The organism is Neorhizobium sp. SHOUNA12A, from assembly GCF_023006505.1.
Lineage (GTDB): Bacteria > Pseudomonadota > Alphaproteobacteria > Rhizobiales > Rhizobiaceae > Neorhizobium.
In genome coordinates this window covers 16568-37429 of the sequence record NZ_JALBGV010000034.1, presented here as the reverse complement: position 1 = coordinate 37429, position 20862 = coordinate 16568, and the positions used below count along the sequence as shown (strand labels likewise).

The 20862-nt window shown below is 58.0% G+C and carries 17 protein-coding genes and 3 pseudogenes; 14 read left to right on the top strand and 6 right to left on the bottom strand.

The window, feature by feature from the left end; translation table 11 throughout:
• Positions 1-97: 97 nt before the first annotated feature.
• The 3 genes and pseudogenes from MOV63_RS16680 to MOV63_RS33025 all read left to right on the top strand — a co-directional run.
• Complete coding sequence (locus MOV63_RS16680) at positions 98-1513, top strand: glycerate kinase (RefSeq protein ID WP_247035002.1); 1416 nt, start codon at positions 98-100, stop codon at positions 1511-1513.
• Between the two features lies 1 nt (position 1514).
• The gene (locus tag MOV63_RS16675) at positions 1515-2822 is read left to right on the top strand and encodes an enolase C-terminal domain-like protein (RefSeq protein ID WP_247035000.1); all 1308 of its coding nucleotides are present in this window, start codon (positions 1515-1517) and stop codon (positions 2820-2822) included.
• 190 nt (positions 2823-3012) lie between these two features.
• Positions 3013-3402 (top strand): annotated as a pseudogene (locus MOV63_RS33025) (RidA family protein); the annotation flags it as partial.
• Here MOV63_RS33025 and MOV63_RS33020 read toward each other — a convergent pair.
• Complete coding sequence (locus MOV63_RS33020; RefSeq protein WP_366518557.1) at positions 3313-3942, bottom strand: NAD(P)-dependent oxidoreductase; 630 nt, start codon at positions 3940-3942, stop codon at positions 3313-3315. The pseudogene MOV63_RS33025 and the gene MOV63_RS33020 sit on opposite strands and share 90 nt — an antisense overlap.
• 159 nt (positions 3943-4101) lie before the next feature.
• On the bottom strand, positions 4102-4407 hold the full coding sequence (locus tag MOV63_RS16670) for a hypothetical protein (protein WP_247034998.1): 306 nt from the start codon (positions 4405-4407) through the stop codon (positions 4102-4104).
• A 174-nt stretch (positions 4408-4581) separates the two neighbouring features.
• Between MOV63_RS16670 and MOV63_RS16665 the strand changes: the two genes are divergently transcribed.
• The 8 genes and pseudogenes from MOV63_RS16665 to MOV63_RS33015 all read left to right on the top strand — a co-directional run.
• Positions 4582-5634 carry a LacI family DNA-binding transcriptional regulator gene (locus MOV63_RS16665; protein ID WP_247034996.1) on the top strand — a complete coding sequence of 351 codons (1053 nt, stop codon included), beginning with the start codon at positions 4582-4584 and terminating at the stop codon, positions 5632-5634.
• A 195-nt stretch (positions 5635-5829) separates the two neighbouring features.
• Positions 5830-6990, top strand: a complete 1161-nt coding sequence (locus MOV63_RS16660) for a Xaa-Pro peptidase family protein (protein ID WP_247034994.1) — start codon at positions 5830-5832, stop codon at positions 6988-6990.
• Positions 6991-7058: 68 nt separating this feature from the next.
• Entirely contained in the window at positions 7059-8078 is a 1020-nt protein-coding gene (locus tag MOV63_RS16655; protein WP_247034988.1) for an ABC transporter ATP-binding protein, read from the top strand.
• A gap of 46 nt (positions 8079-8124) precedes the next feature.
• A complete protein-coding gene (locus MOV63_RS16650; protein WP_247034980.1) occupies positions 8125-9159 on the top strand; it encodes a polyamine ABC transporter substrate-binding protein in 1035 nt (344 codons plus the stop codon).
• A 27-nt stretch (positions 9160-9186) separates the two neighbouring features.
• Positions 9187-10944, top strand: coding sequence for an ABC transporter permease subunit (locus MOV63_RS16645; RefSeq protein WP_247034978.1), 1758 nt, complete (start codon positions 9187-9189; stop codon positions 10942-10944).
• A 192-nt stretch (positions 10945-11136) separates the two neighbouring features.
• Positions 11137-12555, top strand: a complete 1419-nt coding sequence (locus MOV63_RS16640; protein WP_247034977.1) for an amidase — start codon at positions 11137-11139, stop codon at positions 12553-12555.
• Between the two features lie 105 nt (positions 12556-12660).
• Complete coding sequence (locus MOV63_RS16635) at positions 12661-13662, top strand: threonine/serine dehydratase (RefSeq protein WP_247034976.1); 1002 nt, start codon at positions 12661-12663, stop codon at positions 13660-13662.
• A gap of 41 nt (positions 13663-13703) precedes the next feature.
• Positions 13704-13958 (top strand): annotated as a pseudogene (locus MOV63_RS33015) (glutamate dehydrogenase); the annotation flags it as partial.
• On the opposite strand, the gene MOV63_RS16630 reads toward MOV63_RS33015, so the two are convergent.
• Genes MOV63_RS16630 through MOV63_RS16620 form a run of 3 tightly spaced genes read right to left on the bottom strand, consistent with a single transcriptional unit; the run spans position 13890 to position 15329 of the window.
• Positions 13890-14147, bottom strand: coding sequence for a hypothetical protein (locus MOV63_RS16630; RefSeq protein WP_247034975.1), 258 nt, complete (start codon positions 14145-14147; stop codon positions 13890-13892). The pseudogene MOV63_RS33015 and the gene MOV63_RS16630 overlap by 69 nt on opposite strands.
• Positions 14148-14194: 47 nt before the next feature.
• Complete coding sequence (locus tag MOV63_RS16625) at positions 14195-14383, bottom strand: FAD-binding protein (protein ID WP_247034974.1); 189 nt, start codon at positions 14381-14383, stop codon at positions 14195-14197.
• Positions 14364-15329: an NAD(P)-dependent oxidoreductase gene (locus tag MOV63_RS16620; protein ID WP_293404961.1), complete on the bottom strand. Its 966-nt coding sequence runs from the start codon at positions 15327-15329 to the stop codon at positions 14364-14366. The genes MOV63_RS16625 and MOV63_RS16620 overlap by 20 nt, the downstream gene beginning before the upstream one ends.
• Positions 15330-15413: 84 nt before the next feature.
• On the opposite strand from MOV63_RS16620, the gene MOV63_RS16615 reads away from it, so the two are divergent.
• From MOV63_RS16615 to MOV63_RS16605, 3 genes are all read left to right on the top strand, one after another.
• Entirely contained in the window at positions 15414-16910 is a 1497-nt protein-coding gene (locus MOV63_RS16615) for an aldehyde dehydrogenase family protein (protein WP_293404922.1), read from the top strand.
• 140 nt (positions 16911-17050) lie between these two features.
• Entirely contained in the window at positions 17051-18013 is a 963-nt protein-coding gene (locus MOV63_RS16610; RefSeq protein ID WP_247034972.1) for a tripartite tricarboxylate transporter substrate binding protein, read from the top strand.
• A gap of 67 nt (positions 18014-18080) precedes the next feature.
• The gene (locus tag MOV63_RS16605; RefSeq protein WP_247034970.1) at positions 18081-19682 is read left to right on the top strand and encodes a GMC family oxidoreductase; all 1602 of its coding nucleotides are present in this window, start codon (positions 18081-18083) and stop codon (positions 19680-19682) included.
• A 614-nt stretch (positions 19683-20296) separates the two neighbouring features.
• Here the strand turns inward: MOV63_RS16605 and MOV63_RS16595 are convergent.
• Positions 20297-20654, bottom strand: a pseudogene (locus MOV63_RS16595) (recombinase family protein); the annotation flags it as partial.
• Between the last annotated feature and the right edge of the window lie 208 nt (positions 20655-20862).

Here is a 20862-nt window from a genome sequence, read left to right as displayed (position 1 = left end):
TGTCGGGAGACGTGGTGACCCGGCGTTGGCACGACGTCTTTTCACGCGGTCAAGCAGGTGCAGTCACAGGCTGAAGGAAAAGCAGGGAGTGCCTTTGGTGCACGCATTTGAGAAAATTCGAAACGCGGAAGCGATCCTTTCGAAAGGCGACATTGCTTCGCGCAAAGTCGTTCTCGAAATCGCCGATCGCACGTTACAGGGGCTCGACAGCTACAAGCGCATCAGGTCGATCATGCGCCTTGATGGCGACATCCTGCACATCGGCAGGCGGACCTGGGATCTCAGCAGGAAGCGGCACGTTTATCTGTTCGGTGCGGGCAAAGCCTGCAACCACATGGCAATGGCTGTCGACCATGTTCTTGGGAACCGCCTGACGCGCGGGATCGCCATCGTGAAGATCCGCGAGGAGACGGATACCTTTCACAAAACAGACGTCTTTGTCGGCGGTCATCCCCTTCCGAACAAAGAAGGGCTGCGGGCCTCAAGACAGATAATCGACATCGTCGACAATGCCGGACCGGAGGACCTGTTCATTGCCGTGATGAGCGGCGGAAGTTCGGCATTGATGTCCTGCCCCGTGGACGGGCTGACACTGCAGGACGAGATCGACGCGACGGACATCATGCTGAAGTCCGGAGCGGGGATCTACGAGGTCAACGCGGTCAGGCGGCATATCTCTGCTCTCAACGGGGGGATGCTTGCAAAGCGTATCAAGGACGTTGGGGCAGAATTGATCGGCATCGGCATCAGCGACGCGGTCGGTACGCCTGCTACGAACGATATCTCTGTTCCGTACACTGCATATAAAAGCACGCCCATCGGACCGGATGCGACAACGCTTGAAGATGCGCGCTCGGCCATCGTCAATTTCGACGTTGTCGATCGGCTGCCGAGGAGGGTGGTCGATTACCTGATGTCGGCTGGTCCAGACAAGGAAACGCCGAAAGCCTTCCCGGACAATACCTATTTTCTTCTGAACACGCTTCCGGACTCCTGCATCTACGCCCAGCAGATCTGCCACGAAATGGGCATCCCGTCGATGATCGTTAGCTCTTTCCTGGAAGGGGAGAGCAAGGATGCCGGAACGTTCTTTGCCTCGATCGCCCGCGAGATCCAGACCTCCGGAAATCCGATCAAGCCGCCTTGTGTCCTGCTGAGCTCCGGAGAGGTCACAACCCAGATTCTCGATAGCAGCGTAATCAGAGGCCACGGTGGTCCGGGACAAGAAATGACCGTAGCCTTCGCAATTGCTGCAGCAAAAACAAGCGGTGCCTGCCTTCTATCAATCGACAGCGAGGGGACCGACGGCACTGCCAACGTCGCGGGCGGCATCACGGATTCGGCTAGCCTCGCTGCTGCTTCTGCGCAAGGGATCAACCTCTACCAGACGTTGCGGGAGCACAGCTGCTTCGAGGCGCTTGACGCCATTGGTTCCGCAATTTTTACCGGCAACACCGGTACGAACCTTTGCGACCTCAACATCCTCTACGTTCCCGCCCAGGAGGCGCACTGACATGCAAGACAGGATCGTATCGGTCAGGGCGCAACAGATCATCGACTGCAAATGCCGTCCTGCCGTCGAAGTTGAAGTCAGAACTGAGAGCCAGGCAGTCGGGCGCGGGGCTGCGCCGACCGGTACCTCGGTCGGTATGCACGAAGCTTTCGTGCTGAGGGACGGCGACAAATCAACCTATGGCGGGCTCAGCGTCCATAAGGCTGTCGAAAAAGCCGAGACTGTCATTGGGCCCGCGTTGATTGGCATGAACGTTCATGATCAGCGCGCCATTGACTACAAGATGATCGAGCTGGACGGGACGCCAGATAAGAGGAACCTGGGTGGAAACACCGTCTATTCGGTATCGATTGCCGTTTTCCGCGCCGCGGCCGATGCCCGACGCGTCCCGCTTTACAACCTCATTGCCGGCGGCAACATAAAGACTATCCCCGTCCCGTGCTTTAACGTGATCAACGGCGGAAAGTACGAGAAGTTTACGCAGGCCTTCAATGAATTCCTGATCGTTCCCTACGGGACGGAAAGCATCGATGTCTCCGTCGAGATGGCCATAGCGGTCTTCCAGAAACTATCCGACGTTCTCACCAGCTATCTAGGCTGCAAGCCGCAGGTAGCAAGTTCCTACGGATATGCGGCGCCCTCAGACGACCCCGAAGTCGTTCTCGGTCTCATGAAGGCAGCCGTGGATGCATGCGGCTATTCTGGTCGTATCGCCTTCGCTCTCGACTGCGCGTCAAGCGAATTCTATGAGCCTGAAAGCTGCACCTATCTGCTGAAAGGCCAGCGCGTCGGAACCGATGAGCTTATTGCCTACGCTAAGGGCTTGACCGAAAAATTCGACTTGGTGTTCATTGAAGATCTTCTCGATGAAAACGACTGGAATGGATACGTCAAAGCTAATAGGGAAGTTAGCCGGACTCTCATTCTTGGCGATGACTTGACGGTGACGAATCTCGAATACCTGAAGCGCGCATATCAAGCCAAGGCCGTCAGCGGGTTCATTCTCAAGCCCAACCAGGTGGGTACAATCACGGAAGCGCTGGACGCCTACGACTTCGCTCAAAGCCACGACATGATCGCGGTCCCGTCTGGACGGTCGGGGGGGGTGGTCGACGATGTGGTGATGGACTTCTCCGTCGGACTGCAGGTGCCCTTCCAGAAGAACGGCGCGCCTCGCTCCGGCGAGCGCATCGAGAAATTAAACTTCCTTATGCGAGCAAGCTCGCGAAATCCGGGAAGCCGCCTTCACAACATCACCCCGCTGCTTAGGTTCGGAAGGCCTGCATCGGACAATCTCCCTAATTTATAAGGACATTTGCGGCACTCAGGCGTTCTGCCCGCGTCCACTACAAAGTGTATCCTACCAAGGTGGGGGGCGCCGACCGTTCCAAGGCGGACCTTTGGGGAGCGGCGGCGCCTCTTGGCCGACCAGCGATCGCTAGACAACCACCTTGGATGAGCGTCCAACGAGTGCTGCCGGATCTAATGAAGGAAGAAAAGTGGCGATAGCACCTCAGGGACTTTATTCTCCGGCGACGCGTCATGGTGATCTGATATTCTCGGCTGGAATGACACCAAGATGTAACGGCGAAATGCTTTTCGAAGGTCCGGTTGCCGCCGAGGCGGACCCCAGAGACTATCGTGATGCCGTCATACTAGCGTCTAGAAATCCGCTGGCGGCCGTGAAATCGCAACTGGCAGGAGAATGGGTCTCGAAGATCGTCAATCTTACGATCTACATAGCGGCAGAACCGGGTTTCCGGGCTCATTCAAAAATCGCTGACTTCGGGTCTGAATATTTAGATCGCGAATTGGGGACGAGCAACCCCGCAGCGCGTGCCGGGGTTGGAGTAGCATCGCTTCCGGGGAATGCGGCACTTGAGCTCCAACTCATCGTCGCTGTCAGTAGCCGAGTTCCGGGTTGACCAAGTTTCGTAGAAGCTTTCCATCTCGAGTCCTCGCGAGATTCTCCGCCAGGATCTTGCGGCAACGCAGATTGTATCCATCTGGCGAATCTGCTGACACCTTGGGGAATACCAAAAGGTTTGGGACGTCCCAAAGAGGCGACTGCGGAGGCGGGGGCTCCTTGTCGAAACATCCAGGATCGCGCCACCAGACAGACGACCGCGTGTCAGCGCGAGAACAAGCGCTGAATGATCGATCACGCTACCATGGGAGAGTTTGAGCAAGCCTGCGCCTGGAGGCAGGGCGGCAAATTCCCTGGAGGAAACGAGCCCGCGCGTTTCATCTGTCAAAGGGCAAGTCAGAATAAGGATTTCCGCATACGGCAATTCGTTCAGAAACTCTTTAGGCGTGATCATGAGATCTACGGCATCATGCGCTTTCCCGCTGCGTCTCACGCCGGTGACGCGAAAGCCATTTGCCTGAAGTTGACCTGCAATTGCTCCTCCAAGTGCTCCGACCACCATAGATCATCACTCTTGTGCCGCTTGCTGGACCGTGCAACTTTCTGGACCAAATGTGTTCGCGCTGGCGGGTGACCATTGCTGGCACATGATTTTGCAGTATCAGGGTCGCCATCAATCCAAATTCACCGACTTTTTGAGCGTGGACCCCGCTTGCATTGGTCAATAGAACAGTCGGTACGAGCCAGTCGAACGGTGCGTATTTTCAACACCGGCGCTCGTCCATTGGATGAGCTTGAGGTTTCGACCTTCGTTGATGAGCGTTGTATCGAGCCTGCTGGCGATGAAGATATCTGCCTGACGGAATGCATCGACATCACGTTCGTCTACATTTTGGCAAGTGATTGTTTCCGGAGGACAAACATCCGCGAGCGCCGCTACCACGTTCTCCGTGGTGATGTGATATGCAGGTTCACCGCCCCTGGCGTTCTCGACATAAATCCTAGGCGATTCCAGCCAATGCTTCAAAGCAAGCCCTGATCTGTTGAGAGAGCAATACAATCGATTGGCTTTTCGGGACAATGGATTGAATTGTCAACGCAGTCTAGGTTAAGTGGAGATTGCGTGTCAGGCCGATTGCACCCGGTCTGAATGTCTCACAAACTTCAAGGACGGTGCCGTCCTTTCCATTTTGGAACCAGCATGCCCAAGCCGCCACCCAAAGATGCCCCTAATAACACAGGTAGCGTTCGCCGGCCGACCATGGCGGAGATTGCGCGGTTGGCGGGAGTAGATACGTCGACAGTGAGCCGCGCTCTTGCCGGCAGCCCCCGCGTCACTGAAGAAACACGGGCGCTGATAGACAAGATCGTGCATGAAACAGGCTATGTCGTCAACGAAACGGCACGGAAGCTGAGGGGCGGACGCGCCAACCAGATCCTCGTCATAGTTTCCGACATCGCTGCCCCGTTTTATTCTGACGTGGTCCAGGGAATTGTTGAATGGTTTGCGGAGAGGAGCATCAACGTGCTGCTCGGTGTGACCCTGCGTCAGCCCAAACGCGAGTCGCAACTTGCCAAACAACTGCTCACCGGGGCGGTTGATGGAATTATCACCGTTACTGGCAGCCTTCCTAAATCAATTGCAGGTCTTCAGGACATTCATCGCAAGGTCGTCGGAATTTCACGACCCATTCCGCACGAGGGCGTGACCTCAGTTGTCATCAACAATTACCAGGCGGCACGCGAAGCGATGGCGTATCTCCGCTCCAGGGGACACGAACGTATCGCATATATCGGTGGCCCAACCTATTCACAAACCTTCCGCGATCGGTGTGCCGCCTATACTGAAGTCATGGAAGAAGCGAACGTGCCAGAGCACATCACCGTGCGCTCAACCGATACCTTCGTCTATGATACCGATTCGGGCTTCCGGCTTATGAAGTCCATCCTAAACGAGAGCATTCGGCCCACAGCCGTATTCTGTGCCAATGATGAACTGGCGATCGGTGCCATGGCCGCGTCCAGGGAGGCAGGATGGAAGACGCCCGAGGAGATTTCCTTTTTTGGTTTTGACGATCTCAAGATAACGGAAATGCTTTCCCCGCCCCTGTCCACGATTTCGGTCCCTCGCTTTGAAATGGGACGGAAAGGCGCCGAGCTTCTCTACCGACAGCTTTACGAAAACGCCGAGCCTTCAGGCCGAGTCGTTTTGGAGCACAGGATGATCCTTAGGGACAGCGTGACTGACGTCTGATCCACGCAGACGCCATCGTTTAACCAATTCGTTGCCGACCACGGCGGGTTGACGAGGTAGATTGCCGCTCGATCACAATTAGCCCCGACTACTCACCTCGTCATTTAGCCAATTAGTCTTTCCACAAAGATTCAAGTTGACAATCCAATCGATGGTATTCTTAATACAATCGATTGTACGACACAGGAGGCTAGCGTGCTCGACAGATCCCTCAATACAAATCCCCATCGAAATGATCAGATCGGTCGAGTGGCGGCGTTGTCCCAGGTACTGCGCGACCGGCAGATCGACGCCGCAATCATCGATCACGCCGAACACATGAGATATCTCTTCGGATATTCAGCCAGCGCGGTGATGTACCAGTGCTGCATCGTTCTCGCTGATGGCTCAGTGCACGGGATAGTGCGGAAGCTTGATGACGCGCTTTTCGCATCCGTCTCCTGGGTAGAGAACCACGTCACTTACGTTGACTGGGAGGACCCGTTTGAACTCCTGTTTTCCGAAATTCGACGGCTCGGACTGGCGAGCGCAACGATTGGTCAGGAGCTCGATTCCAACTACCTGACGGTCCGTGATCAGCGTCGTATCGCTGCCGCTCTTCCCGACGCACGATTCACTGACATTTCCGGCGTCATCTTGAAGATGCGCGTGCGCAAGTCATCTACCGAAATCGAAGAACATCGCCGCGCTGCAGCGCTTGCCGATCTGGGTGTTGCGGCAATCCTAGAGGCCATCAAGGAAGGCGTGAGTGAGCGCGAACTCGTGGCGGCCGGATATTCCGCAGCTCTCGCTGCTGGTGCGGACAACAATGCGCCGCGGATCGTCCTGTTGGGAATGGGGTCAACGACGCAGCATTACCACGGCGGCGTTGGCGACCGCCGACTTGAACCCGGGCAAGCAGTTCACATTGAACTGCTCCCGCAGTCAAACGGATACTCGTCACGATTGATGCGACCGGCGGTGCTCGGGACGGCGCCTGCCAATTTGCAGTCCAGCGTCGATCAGCTGGTGGAGATACAGAACCGTCAGTTTGCCGCCATCCGACCGGGCGTTCCTGCAAAGGAAATCGACCGTATCGGGCGTGAGGGCCTTGCTGCAGCCGGTCTCCGCGCCAGCTTTCCCCACAACACCGGCTACGGCATCGGGATCATTATTGGACCAAAACTGGCTGACTTCGCGCATCTATTCACGCCCGGTGCCGACTGGGAACTGGAGCAGGGCATGGTGTTCCACATGTACCTGTCAGCCGCTGGCATCCAGATCAGCGAGACAATCTGCGTGACGGACAACGGCGTGGAGATCCTGACGAAGACTCCGAGGTATCTTCAGATTCGGCCGACGGGAAAGGGCGTTTGATGAGTGATCGGCTACTGCCTGCCGTATCTTTCCAGGGCGTGACGCGGCGGTATGGAGCTGTGACCGCAGTGAGCGATGTCAGCCTTGACATCGCTCAAGGTGAGTTTTTCGCTCTGCTCGGATCGAGCGGTTCAGGCAAAACCACCTTGCTCATGCTGCTTGCGGGTTTCGACAGTCCGACCGAAGGACGAGTCTTGATGTCCGGCACATCAGTTTCAGATGTGCCTCCACATCGGCGACAAATCGGTGTAGTGTTCCAAAACTACGCACTGTTCCCCCACCTCACCGCCGCTGAAAATGTCGCGTATCCGCTTAGGATGCGCAACATCGGTCGCGCCGAACGTGAGGAACGCGTCAAAGCGGCGCTCAACCTCGTCAATCTCACGGAGCGGGGTGCTTCATACCCATCACAGATGTCAGGTGGACAGCAGCAGCGGGTCGCTTTGGCGCGCGCCCTTGTCTTCGGCCCAAGCCTTTTGTTGATGGACGAGCCGCTTGGCGCACTTGATCGCAGGCTGCGCGATCAGATGCAGCTAGAGCTGAAGCGCATTCAGGGTGAGCTTGGTATCACGGTCATCTACGTAACCCATGATCAGTCCGAAGCCATGGCGATGGCAAACCGGATCGGCATCATGGCAAATGGTAAGCTGCTTCAGGTGGATGACCCTGAAACCATCTATGCAAGGCCTTCGAATCATTTCGCCGCGAGGTTCCTCGGTGAATGCTCGATCTTGAAGGTGAAGCCTGATGCCGGCGGTCTTAGCTACATGATAGCCGACAAACGTCTGGCCCTAAATTCTCCAACCCAGGGCCTCTTCGACATCGTGGTGCGTCCTGAGAACGTATCTCTTCGCGCACCGACCGATCCGATGACCGACGTGAATATGGGAGTGCCCGCGACCGTGAAGGATATCACGTACCTCGGCGCCGGTTGGCGGGTAACGCTGATCCTGCCGGACGGGCAGACGCTCCTGGCAACGATCATCCGGGGAGACGAGGTCGCCAGCTACCTGGCGCCCGGCAAGTCCGTGATTGCGCATTGGCCGCCGCAAGCGGTCGCCGTTCTCCCAGCTGAAGGTTCTTTCTGAAGCCGGGTTCTGTGAAGGTAAACCCAAAACAAAGAGAGGGAATGTAATGGAAAAAAATCGATCAAGAAAAATCACCACTGGGGCGCTCATCGCTGCGGTTGGAGCGATGTTTATCGGGGCCGCTTCTGCTGCCGATCCCGGAAAGGTCGTTATCGCATCTTATGGCGGATCTTTTCAGGACGCACAGAAGGCGGCGTTTTTCGAGCCCTACGCCAAGGCAACCGGGGCGAAAGTCGTTGATACCACCGGAACCGGCTATGCCAAGGTTAAGGCAATGGTGACGAGCGGAAACGTCACTTGGGACGTCATTTCGGCCGACGCCGCTGCCTATGAGAGCGAAACAAAGGAAGATCTGCTCCAACCCATCGACTATTCGATCGTCAAGGCAGACAAAATCCCGGCCGAGCTCCGCTTGAAGTACGGCGTCGGATACATGAAGGCTACGCAGAACCTGTCCTGGAGCAAGGAAAAGTTCCCCAACGACCTGACGCCTGCACAGTTCTTCGACCCGTCTGTCAAGGCGCGCCGTGTTATGCTCGCGCTGCCGTACTACAACATGGAGTTTGCGCTTCTTGCCGACGGCGTAAAGCCCTCCGAACTCTACCCGCTCGACGTTGAGCGCGCTCTCAAAGTGATCGATCGTGTGAAGGATCAGATCGTCGGCTTCAAGGGGCCGTCAGATGTTCAGGCGCTCATCCAGCAGGGTGAGGTTGACGCAGCCTACGGCCCTGGAGGACGTATCAACAACGCGATCAAGGCCGGCGCCAACTGGAAATTCAGCTACGAATCCTCCCTGACCTTCGTAGAATACTGGGCAGTTCCGAAAGGTGCCGCGAATGTTGCCGAGGCCATGAAGTTCATCAATTTCGCGATCCAGCCGGAAGCACAGGCTGAGCTCCCCAAACAGATCTTCTACGGTCCGGTGAACTCAGACGCAGTAAAGCTACTCGATCCTGCTCTCGCGAAGGCGCTGCCGGGCTATCCTGAGAATGAGAAGCTTGGTGGCTTCCTGAACGCTAAATGGTGGAACGAGAACCTCGCGTCGATCACGCCGCGCTGGAACACGTACATCATGCAGTAATTGCCAGTGCAGAGGGAGGACAGCTAGATGCATTATCGCGGCAAATTGGTTAGGTTGGATAGGCGTTTACTGCTTGCTCCGATAATAGTCTTTCTGATCTTCGCCTTTGCACTGCCACTGCTGGCAATCGTGCCTGAAGCGTTCGGCGGCGCCGCTGCCGAGCGCTTCGCAGGGATCTTTCGTAGCCCCGTATACCTGTCAATCATTGTGACGACGGTCCGCATAAGCCTGGAAGCCACCGCCATCACCCTGGTCGTTGCGTTCCCCCTTGCTTGGATCCTGAGCCGGGCATCGGGCGTCAAAATGCTTCTGCTCGGGCTCCTCGTCCTGATCCCCTTTCTCACGAGCGTACTGGTGCGTACCTTTGCATGGCTGGCGATCCTTGGTCAGCGGGGCCTCGTCAACGCCACGCTCTTAAAGCTTGGGCTCGCCACCGAACCCAAGGCGCTGCTTTTCACCGAAACTGCGGTACTGCTGGCACTGGTGCACTCCGCCATCCCGATGATGGTATTTTCCCTTGTTCCCGTCCTGCGGCGCATCGACGGCCGCACACTTCTGGCTGCGCATACGCTTGGTGCACGCCCTTTGCGCGCGTGGATCGGGATTGTAGTGCCCCTCGGCATACGGGGCATTCAGTCCGGCGTAACGATCGTCTTCCTCTTCACCATGGCAAGCTTCATAGCGCCCGCCCTACTCGGGAACCAGCGCCAGCAGATGCTTGCCCAGGTGATCCAGTCGGAACTTGAAAGCGGGGCAGACTGGCCGCTCGCCGCAGCGCTGGGAGTAACACTTGCTGTTACAGCAACGGTGATTGTTTTTGGTCTGTCCTCGGTTTCGCGGGCGTTCTCCCGATGGCAGAATCCCCGTCCATTGCCAGCAGCTTCAGGCGTTCAGACCCCGATAGTAGAGACGGCTCTGCTGCGTACGCCAGTCACAATCCGGGAACCAAGAATCGATCTTTCGAGTACGTCGCGCGTGTTCTGGAAATGCGCGGAGCCAACCTACCTTATCCTGATCTCGGCCTATATTCTGCTTCCGCTGCTAGTCCTGTTCCCGGTCTCATTCAGCTCAGCCGATGTCCTCATCTTTCCGCCGCCCGGTTATTCATTTCGATGGTTCGAGAGAATTCTTGGCAATCCCGAGTGGATTGCCGCCGGTCTCACAAGTCTTCGGATCGGCATCGCAACATCCATTCTAACCTTGGTGCTGGCAACGTTCACTGTCCTCGGTATGGGTCGAAACGCGAAGTTCCGCGGTGGTATTGAGGCATTTCTCCAGTCTCCGATGACCGTTCCATCCGTCGTCTTCGCCTTGGGTGCCTACCTCCTTTTTGCTCGGTTCAGACTGGTTGACACGGAAGCTGGCATCATTATCGCCCATACGGTGTTGATCTTTCCGGTCGTCTATCTGATCGCATCTGCGACCTTCAGTTCCATCGACGAATCCCTGTCGTTTGCAGCGGCAACATTGGGAGCAAATTCCTGGCGTGTCTTCCGGACGATCGTCTTCCCGCTACTGCTTCCGGGCCTGGCAATTGGCGCCTTGCTCGCTCTGCTTCTCTCCTTCGATGAGTCGGTCTCGTCGATTTTTCTCAGCAACCTTTCGGTCAAGACCCTGCCGCGAAAACTGTGGGAAGGGATCAAATTCAACACGAGCCCGGAATCTGCTGCGGTTTCCGCCATGCTGCTCACTATCACCTGCGTTGTCATCGCGGCGCTGATTACTTTGCTTTTCGGACGCAAGCGCGGCGTCCGTCTTGTGAAGACGACGTCCGATGGCACCTGAAAATGGCGATCTCGGACCTTGGCCGATGCTTTGGCTCGAGATCCCTCCATCCATGACTCGCATCACCTCAGCAAAGCAACTCGCGACGCTCCCGATGCAATCGCACACGGAACACCACTTCGCAGGAGGACCCGAACTCAAATCTCGGGCGTCGCGCCTGACGTGTGACAAATATTATCCAAAGGAACCGAAATGGAACTTGGCTTCTTAACGATCAGCGAACTCCAGAACGCTTTGCAATGTGGCGACCTTACTTCAGAGGCGCTCATCACTGGATTGTTGTCACGCATCGGCATGGTTGATCCGAATGTAAATGCCTTCGTCGAAGTATACGGCGAGGAAGCCCTGCTCGCAGCCCGACAATCCGATCAGCGCCGGTCACGTGGTGAATTGAGGAGCAATCTTGATGGCGTACCGTTCGCAGCAAAGGACCTCTTTGATGTGCAAGGACATATTACTCTTGCAGGGTCGAAAGCGCTGCCGGCAACGCCCGCGGCTGAAACAGCGCATGCGATTGCGCAATTGATCGACAAGGGAATGATCCTGCTCGGAAAAACGCATACGGTCGAATTCGCCTATGGCAGTTGGGGAACCAACCCCAGCAGTAAGACGCCTGTCAACCCCTTTGATCTTGACGTTGCTCGCGTTCCCGGTGGCTCTTCCAGCGGCTCGGGTGTAGCGGTTGCGGCGGGCTTGGTCCCCGTCGCCCTCGGAACCGATACCGGCGGATCGGCGCGCACACCCGCGGCGCTCTGCGGAGTGGTGGGTCTAAAGACATCCGTCGGCGCCATCGGTCGAAGCGGCGTGCGACCCCTCGCACTACTTTTCGATGCCGTGGGACCGATGACACGATCTGTCGAAGATGCGGCAACAATCTTGAGCGCCTTGCAGGGAGAAGACTGGGGCGATCCATCAACTATGGGCCTCAGCCTAGAAGATCCGACAGTTGACCTCGACAGGGGCGTTGCGGAACTTGTGCTTCGCTATCCCCCAATTGAAAGCCTGAGTGTCGCCGAACCCGGCATCCTCGCTCGCTTCAGAGAGACCCTCTCCGAGTTCAAGGAGATGGGCGCAGTTCTGGAGGAAAAGCCGCTCCCCCGGCCGCTCGAAACTTATGCAACCGTGACGGCCAACATGATTACCGTTGAAGCATGGGGGCAGTATCAATCAATCGTGGAAGCGCAGGACAGCCTTGTCGATCCGGAAATCGCCAAGCGGATGTCCCGCGGAGCTCAGATTACGCTTTCAGATTATCTCGGATATCTGGAGCAGCGGCGTGTAATGCAGGATGAGTTCCAGCATTATCTTTCCGGCGCCGATGCGCTTCTCATTCCGACTTCACCGATCACTGCCAAGCCGCTCGAAGGTATTCACGATACCGCCGCGCCATTCGGTCTCTTCACACGATTTGCCAATCTAATGGATCTCGCAGCGGTTAGCATTCCCATGGGCTTTGCAGGCAGCCTCCCGACAGGCGTCCAGATTGTCGTCCGCCGCTACTCAGACCATTTGGCGCTGCGTGTCGCACGCGCGCTTGAAATGCGCCGGGGAGGGCTTTTTGTTGCACCGTCAGGATACACATCTGCAGGCAAGCATCAGGACGCTAACTGAACAACATTGGCAAGGAAGCCCGTGAAGCAGATCTGCTATCCAGATTGCTCGCGCCGCATTTGCTGAGGCACGATCTCATGCCCAGCACCGAACTGGATTGTTAAAATGACAGATTTTCATATGATCCGCGCAGCGTCGATCCGGGCCGGCGGGAAGGTGCGTTGTACTCCCTTACTGCACTCACCGCTGTTGAATGCGGCCGCTGGACGCCGGATTTATGTCAAGGCTGAGTGTCTGCAGCTGACCGGCTCGTTCAAATTTCGTGGCGCTTGGTCAGCCATTTCGGCGTTTTCTCACGCAGAACGGAAGCGTGGTGTCGTTGCTTTTTCATCCGGCAATCACGCACAAGGGGTCGCTCTTGCGGCACAAATGCACGGCATACCAGCAACGATCGTGATGCCGGACGATGCACCGAGAACAAAGTTGGAAAATACGCGAGCGTACGGCGCAGACGTTGTGGTTTACAACCGCTACAAGGACGATCGAGACGCGATCGGGATTGAGCTTTCCCGCAATCGAGGGCTGAACCTCATCAAGCCATACGACGATCCGGAGGTCATTGCAGGGCAGGGGACGATCGGGCTCGAATTGGGCAAGCAGATGGAGCAGGAAGGAATCCACGCTTGCGACGTCCTGGTGCCGTGTGGAGGAGGAGGGCTGACGTCAGGTGTTGCCCTGGCGTTGGAAAAAACTGCACCAGGCTTCGTTGTACGCACTTGTGAGCCCGAACATTTTGACGACTCTGCGAGATCTCTGGCGGCCGGAGAGCGCGTTGCGAATAGCAGCGAGTTCTCGTCAATTTGTGACTCCATTGTCACCTCCACGCCCGGAGCTCTCACATTTCCCATCATGCAGCGTCTCTGTGGCAATGGTCTCGTCGTCAGTGAGAGACAGGTCATGAGTGCCATGCGTGTGGCGTTCGAGCATTTCAAGCTAGTTCTCGAGCCCGGCGGCTCGGTCGCGCTTGCAGCTGCACTTTATTCACCCTCTCTGCAAGGCTCGGATCGTGTCGTCGTCATCGCTTCCGGTGGTAATGTCGACATGGATCTCTTCAATACAGCCACAAAGGCTCACCCTGAGCCCTATTGCCGAAACTCTGATCCTTGAAGTCACGGGATAAGACCACTCCAGGTTGACGAGTGTCGATAATGTCAAATCCTGAAGCCGACGAACATAGCTTTCTTCAGTCAGTGGAGAGCTATATCACCTGCGCATGTCGACATCTCGATCTGGCCGACGGTCTTGAAGAGAGAATACGCGCCTGCAATTCCACATATACCGTCCGCTTCGGCGTCCGACTTCGCGGGAGAATGTTCAGCTTCACAGGATGGCGGTCAGTCCGGAGCGAACATGTGGAGCTCGCGAAAGGAGGGATCCGCTATGATCCTCACTCGACCGCTGATTGCATTGTGGAACGTGACGGCCACATCTGGAACGAGCATGCGCTCGACGTTGAGGCGGTGAAGCGACATCAGTTGAGGACCGGAAATATCCTGGGGTTCGCGGATGCTTCCTCTGATCCAGACAGCCGTGCTGGCCTTGCCGCCGAATGCGAGCGACCTGCTTGTCGTTGAAGTGGTCCGGGCCGACATCCTTGCCCTTTCCTGTGACGCGACGGAACAGGGGACCCTTGGCGATCTTAGCGCGGATGGGCGATGGTTTTCAGCACGGTAGCCGGTATCTTCGTCCGGCGCAGGCTGTCCTTCTTACCGGCATCGACAAGCGCGACCTTCAATCCGCTGACCTCGCTCAATCGCCCTGCGGCGACGCATCCGGCGCTGCCGGCCCCGGCGACGATGATGTCGACCTCATGCGTCTCGTCGGTCATTGTCCTCTCCTACCTCGGATGCCCAGAAGGCATAAGCCTTGGTGTGATCACCATGGCCGCCGATCGCATCGCGTGCCTCGACCATGCGGTGGAGAACTGCATGTGTCAGCGTCGCCTTCACGGCTTTGGCGTCGGCAAGGTCGACGGCGATCCTTATATCCTTGGTGAAGAGGTCGAGCGCGAAATTGCGGCTCTCATTTCCCGCGATGATGCGGCGGATGGATGTTTCCGTGGCGAAGCTGCGTGCGGTTGAGACGTTGAAAACGTCCACCATCATAGCAGGATCCAGCCCATACTGCTGGCCGATAATGAGCGCCTCGCAGGCTCCGACATAGGCTGCAGCCGAGACGTAGTTGTTCATCGCCTTCATCACATGGCCGGAACCGAGTTTGCCAAGCCGGAATATCTGCTTGCCGAGGTGCGAAAGCACCGTCGCCGCGCGCTCGATGGCCGCTTCGCTATCGCCGCCCATCATGAAGACCAGGTTAGCATCGCGTGCGCCCATCCAGCCGCCGGAGACCGGCGCATCAATCAAAAGCAGGCCGTGGTGCGCAAGATCGGCGCCGAGTTCGCGCGTGCTTTTGGGTGGCGAAGACGTCGTGTCGATGACGAGACTGCCAGGTCTAAGGCCTGTGAGGAGACTTTTTTCGCCGCCTTCGTTCAGCACCGCACGCACGACGGCACCGGTCGGCACCATGGTCAGGATGACCGACGCTGGAGCGAGGTCGGCTGGCGTCTCGGCAGCCACCGTTCCATTTTCCCGGGCAAAGGCTGTTCGTTTTTCCGGGTCGATATCATAGGCCAGAACCTCGTATCCGGCTTTCACCAAATGCCTGGCCATATGCGAGCCCATGTTGCCGAGCCCGATAAATCCGATAATGCGATCTGCCACGTTTCCCTCCCGTCGCGATGATCCTTCAGCCTCAGGATTTTTACGATGATGGATTGCGTTTGTCCATAATGAACACTAAGGTCGCCTGATACTCGCGTAGGAGCACCCCGGCTGGAGTGGCGAGGAGGAGGAGGAGGCATGAGCGTCAACGTTTCGATGGCGGCGATCCCTGCTGCTGTGAGCGAATTCATCCGCGGCCCTCACAGGCTGCTGATCGACGGCAAATGGGTTTCTGCCGCATCGCACAGGACATTTTCCACCTACAACCCCGCCGATGGTAGTCCGCTGGCGGACATCGCCGCGGCTGAGGCAGTCGATGTCGATCTGGCTGTAACGGCGGCCCGCCGCGCCTTCGACGATGGCCATTGGTCGCAGGTGGCGCCAGCGGCGCGGGCGAAGCTCATCTGGAAGCTTGCGGATGCGCTGGAAGCCCATGCAGAGGAATTCGCATTCATCGAGACGCTGGACAACGGCAAGCCGCTGAATGATGCGAAATTGGTCGATCTGCCGCACTCGATCGAGGTCCTGCGTTATTTCGCGGGTTGGTGCACCAAGCTGAACGGTGAATCCATCTCGATTTCCAACCCCGGCACCTGGCATGCCTATACGACACGGGAGCCAGTCGGCGTCGTCGGATCGATCACCCCCTGGAATGCGCCGCTGATGATGGCGGTGTCCAAGATTGCGCCTGCGCTTGCGGCTGGTTGCACCGTGGTGTTGAAGCCAGCCGAACAGACGCCATTGACGACCCTGAGACTTGGCCAGCTCATTCTCGACGTCGGCTTTCCAGATGGCGTCGTTAATATTTTGACCGGCTTCGGCGAGACCGCGGGCGCGGCCATGACGGCGCATCCGGGTATTGACAAGGTGACGTTCACTGGTTCGACGGAGGTCGGGCGCCTCATCATCAGGGCCGCCGCCGCCGACTTTAAGCGCGTTACGCTCGAGCTTGGCGGCAAGACGCCGGTCATCGTTTTCCCGGACGCCGATATCGACCGGGCGATCGAGGGCGCATCCCGATCGATCTTTTCCAACGCCGGCCAGATCTGCAATGCAGGCTCCAGGCTTTATGCCCATCGGGACGTTTTCGAGAGACTGGTGGACGGCGTGTCGCGGCGGGCAAGCGAAATTCGTGTCGGCGCCGGTCTAGCGGCTTTGACGCAAATGGGGCCGGTCGTTTCGCAGGAGCAACTCGAGCGAATTTCCGGGTTTATCGCGTCAGGCCAGAATCAGGGCGCGGAGATCCGCGCCGGCGGCGGCCGGATCGGCAGCGAGGGCTATTTCATCCAGCCGACGGTTCTGACGGGAACGCGGCAGGACATGGATGTCGTGCAGCAGGAAATCTTCGGACCGGTACTCTGCGCCATGTCCTATGACGAAGCTGATCTCGACCGCATCGCGCGCGCGGCGAACGCGACGAGTTACGGCCTCGGTGCGGTCATATGGACCCAGAACCTTTCGACTGCACACAAAATGGCCAAAAAACTCAAGGCCGGCACGGTACGCGTCAATGGCGGTGGGCTGGACCCGGCCTTGCCGTTCGGCGGCTTCAAGCAATCGGGCTGGGGGCGGGAACTGGGGCGTGAGGGCATCGAAGCCTACACGGAGCTGAAGTCGGTGGCGATGGCGCTCTGAGCCACGCGGCTTGGACGGATGCGGGGCATGAAGCCCCTTGGCTTCGGTACGGCGGCGGAGGTCGTGCCGATGAACTGCAATGAGACGCCGGTCAGAGTGTCATGTCGGCTTCTTACGGCCGACAAAGGGAGGAGAGGACGATGTTTCGCAGAACTTTTATCGCGCTGGCGTTTGCCGCGGCAATGCCGCTTGGAGCCCAGGCGCAGGACTATCCAAGCAAGGACATTCGCATCATCTGCACTTTCCCGGCGGGAAGCGGCGCAGATATCCTCGTCCGCTTCATGGCCGAAAAGATCAAGTCTCAGGCTCCAGGCGCCACGATCGTTGTGGAAAATAAGCCGGGCGCGGCCGGCAGCATAGGCACCCAATTCGTGGCGCGCTCGGCGGCTGACGGCCATACCATCCTGATGGATGCAGGCACTACGATCGCCTCGATCATGTCGCGTTTCAAGCAGCCGCCGATCGATGTCGCCAAAGACTTGCAGATGGTCGCGACCATCAATCGGCAGGCGTTCATGATTGTCGTGGATGCCAGGAGCGACATCAACACGCTTGAGCAGCTTACCGAAAAGCTGAAAGCCGCGGGCGACAAGGCCTCCTACGCCGCGGCTGCCAATTCCGGCATGGTTCTCGGCGAACTCTACAAGCAGGCCGCCAAGCTAGATACCGTTCAGGTGAAATACGAATCCGCTGCGGCGTCTCTGAACGATCTCCTGTCCGGCCGGCTCCTGTTCGGAACGCTGGACCCGGTATTTTCGCTGGCACAACAGCGCGAAGGTCGCCTGCGCGTGCTGGCCGTTGCCAGTGCCGAGCGGCTTGCCTCGATCCCGGACATTCCGACGCTCACGGAAAAGGGACTGCCGATCGACGTGACGACCTGGTTCTCGGCAGCCGTTCCGGCTGGCACGCCGAAATCCATCGTGGACAAGATCAACAGCTGGTTCGAAAGCGCTTTGAAGCAGCCCGATACGATCAAGTTTCTCAACGATTCCGGCGGCGATCCATGGGCAAATTCTCCCGAAAACTCCCAGCAGATGCTGATCAAGGCGATCGACGAGTGGCGTGAATTCATCCGGATCGCCAAGATACCCCCGGCCGGCTGACCAGCCATGCGCCTTGCTCTCGCACTCGGCGCGGGAGCCAATTCCCTCGAAGGGCCAGAACACAAGCATGACCGCCAATTATGATTATATTATTGTCGGTGCGGGCTCGGCGGGCTGCGTGCTTGCCAACCGGCTCACTGAAGACGGGACGACACGTGTCCTGCTCGTCGAGGCGGGGAGGCGAGCTCGCCATCCCTGGCTTCAGATGCCGATCGCCTTTTACATGATGTCGTTCAACAAGCGATATACGTGGCAGTTCCAAACCGAGCCGGAGCCGGGTCTGAACGGCCGTCGTATCCTCCTGCGTCGAGGTCGTGCGCTGGGCGGCACATCGATGATCAACGGGATGATCTTCGCCCGCGGCCATCCACGCGACTACGACACCTGGCGCCAGAGCGGCGCCGAGGGATGGAGCTATCGGGATGTGCTCCCCTATTTCAAGCGGCTCGAAAACAGTTGGCGCGGAGCAGGCGAATTCCACGGCGCGGAAGGGCCCGTCAAGGTTTGCCAGACCCGACACCCCCAGATGCTCTATGACGCCCTGCGCGATGCCGCCGTCACGCGTGGTCTCCCCGAACGGGATGATTACAACGGCGCCGATACGGAAGGTATCAGCAAGATCGAGCTCGCGGTCGGCGACGGCGTGCGCCAGAGCACCGCCAAGACCTATCTCCTGCCGGCCGTTTCCCGCGCCAACCTGACGATCGAGACCTCGGCCGTCTTGCGCCGGGTCCTGATCGAAAATGGCCGCGCGATCGGTATCGAATACAAGCGGAACAGCGAGCTTCGGAAAGCGTGGGCCGATCGCGAAGTGATACTGTCCGCGGGACCCTACAAGTCACCACAAATGCTGATGCTGTCGGGCATAGGGCCGGCAGATCATCTACGGGAAGTCGGCATAGAGGCGATCCACGATCTGCCGGGTGTTGGACAGAACCTTTCCGAGCATCCGAACATGCTGGCGATCTTCAAGGCGAAGAGCCGGGGCACGTTCCTGGAGCAGCTCCGGCTCGACCGTGCGGTCGTCTCAGGCGCGCGCTGGCATCTCTTTCGCAATGGCCCATTTACCAACAACGGCGCTGCCGCAGTAATCTTCGCCAGGACCGAGCCACATCTCGACCGTCCGGATGTGCAACTGGTCTGCTCTTCGGTAGCCAATGACGCAAAGTTCTGGTTTCCAGGTGTCACCCCGCCGGCTATCCATTCTTTCACGGCGCGTGTCGGAACCCTCTATCCACGTTCGCGAGGCTGGGTAAAGCTCGGATCCGCAGACCCTGAGGCCTCCCCTCGCATTCAGTTCAATCTCCTTACCGATCGTACCGATATGGACAATATGATCAAGGCTATGCGACTGACGCGCGAGATCTATAATTCTGGCCAACAAAAGAACCTGATCGAAGACGAGATGTTTCCAGGCAGGGACGTGAAGACGGACGGCGACCTCGAAGCTGTTATCCGCGGGACGGCACTGGTACGCCAGCACGCGTTGGGAACCTGCGCTATGGGCGTCGTGTCGGAGAGCGTGGTCGACCCCGAGCTCAAGGTGCATGGCGTCGAAGGCCTGCGCGTCGTCGACGCCTCGGTCATGCCGGAAGAGCCCGGCGGAAATACCAACATACCGACCATCATGATCGCCGAAAAAGCCTCTGATATAATTCGTAGTCCTTGAGCCAATCGGACGCGGTATCACCGTACCCGGTTATTGTGAAGGAACGGCAAGCGCTCTTCTGGCACGGCAGACATTAAAGGGGCCAGCCGAGTGGCGACCGCTGATCCGGCCAAGAGCCTCGCCTCTTTCTCAGGGAGCCGAGCAGGAAAAACTGCCGATAGGGGGCTGTCTGCGCGCAATAGCGCTTGTCGCTGCAGTTCCTCCCATTGATCGTCGGGAGTACAGGGAGGGAGAGTCCACCTCGGCTGAGTCGTGTGTACTACCATCGATAAGAGGTGGATATCTCCGAGACCTGACACGCAAGACGGCACGGGGCGAATTTTCACTCGGACCGATGCTGATGGCGCTCCTGAGTGTGGCTGGCGAGAACGGACGCAAGGTAGGATGAACGGTGATGAGAATCGGGACTACGCGAAAACCCTGACAGCTGTCAGGGTTTCGTGGGCGGAACAGGATTGCCGAAATCACTCCCGATGGCGACGCTGTGGAGAGCAACTGGCGCGCACGGTCTTCAAGAAAGTGGGAATGCATTATGGCGTCGGCTGAAACGGATCCTGCTCGGCGGCATTGAGGAGGAACTACCACGCACTTTAAAGCCGCCAACTTTCTCCCTGAGCTCGACGAGATAGTCGGACGAACAGCTCCCTGTAGGCAAGCTTTTCACGGACCATGCGCTTAGTTCGTGGCCGCGACGACCAAGAACCCACACGGCGCTATCCCCGCGTGCTGGGGCCGGAGTTCTCGCGCCGTCGACAGCCAAGTTTATGCCGACGCATTCAGTTCGTCGAGATGCAGCCTCACGCGCCTTCGAGACTGCCTGGATTCCTTTCGGGCGCCGCTCTCGAAGCCCCGGATTTCCAGGGAAGTTTTCGTCGCCCTGATTGCGGCCTTGGTACGCTCGGCAATTAAGGCCCGTTCGAGCTGAGCAATGGCGCCAGGAACCTCGAGGGAAAACATGGCTTGTGTGTTCGACCGTAAACGGCTCGGGTTCCACCCGTCAACCGCGACAGACATCATGTGAGGCGGAGGTTCACCGCGAGGCGTTCGGCGGTTGGACGCCGGCAGGGGAGGGGCTGGGGCGATGCGCGCCGCTGTCCGCCACGCTTGAGATCGCCGGAAACATGGCGGGATCCATTTAATTCGGGGGGCTTGGCGCGATGGAGGATCATGCTGTCCGCCC

What these genes read in the sequence shown, in the direction of transcription:
- MOV63_RS16640 (WP_247034977.1), top strand. Translation starts at nt 11,137, where the DNA reads ATGGAACTTGGCTTCTTAACGATCAGCGAACTCCAGAACGCTTTGCAA.
- MOV63_RS33020 (WP_366518557.1), bottom strand. Translation starts at nt 3,942, where the DNA reads ATGGTGGTCGGAGCACTTGGAGGAGCAATTGCAGGTCAACTTCAGGCA.
- MOV63_RS16615 (WP_293404922.1), top strand. Translation starts at nt 15,414, where the DNA reads ATGAGCGTCAACGTTTCGATGGCGGCGATCCCTGCTGCTGTGAGCGAA.
- MOV63_RS16635 (WP_247034976.1), top strand. Translation starts at nt 12,661, where the DNA reads ATGACAGATTTTCATATGATCCGCGCAGCGTCGATCCGGGCCGGCGGG.
- MOV63_RS16675 (WP_247035000.1), top strand. Translation starts at nt 1,515, where the DNA reads ATGCAAGACAGGATCGTATCGGTCAGGGCGCAACAGATCATCGACTGC.
- MOV63_RS16630 (WP_247034975.1), bottom strand. Translation starts at nt 14,147, where the DNA reads ATGTCGGCCCGGACCACTTCAACGACAAGCAGGTCGCTCGCATTCGGC.
- MOV63_RS16625 (WP_247034974.1), bottom strand. Translation starts at nt 14,383, where the DNA reads ATGACCGACGAGACGCATGAGGTCGACATCATCGTCGCCGGGGCCGGC.
- MOV63_RS16610 (WP_247034972.1), top strand. Translation starts at nt 17,051, where the DNA reads ATGTTTCGCAGAACTTTTATCGCGCTGGCGTTTGCCGCGGCAATGCCG.
- MOV63_RS16645 (WP_247034978.1), top strand. Translation starts at nt 9,187, where the DNA reads ATGCATTATCGCGGCAAATTGGTTAGGTTGGATAGGCGTTTACTGCTT.
- MOV63_RS16665 (WP_247034996.1), top strand. Translation starts at nt 4,582, where the DNA reads ATGCCCAAGCCGCCACCCAAAGATGCCCCTAATAACACAGGTAGCGTT.
- MOV63_RS16605 (WP_247034970.1), top strand. Translation starts at nt 18,081, where the DNA reads ATGACCGCCAATTATGATTATATTATTGTCGGTGCGGGCTCGGCGGGC.
- MOV63_RS16650 (WP_247034980.1), top strand. Translation starts at nt 8,125, where the DNA reads ATGGAAAAAAATCGATCAAGAAAAATCACCACTGGGGCGCTCATCGCT.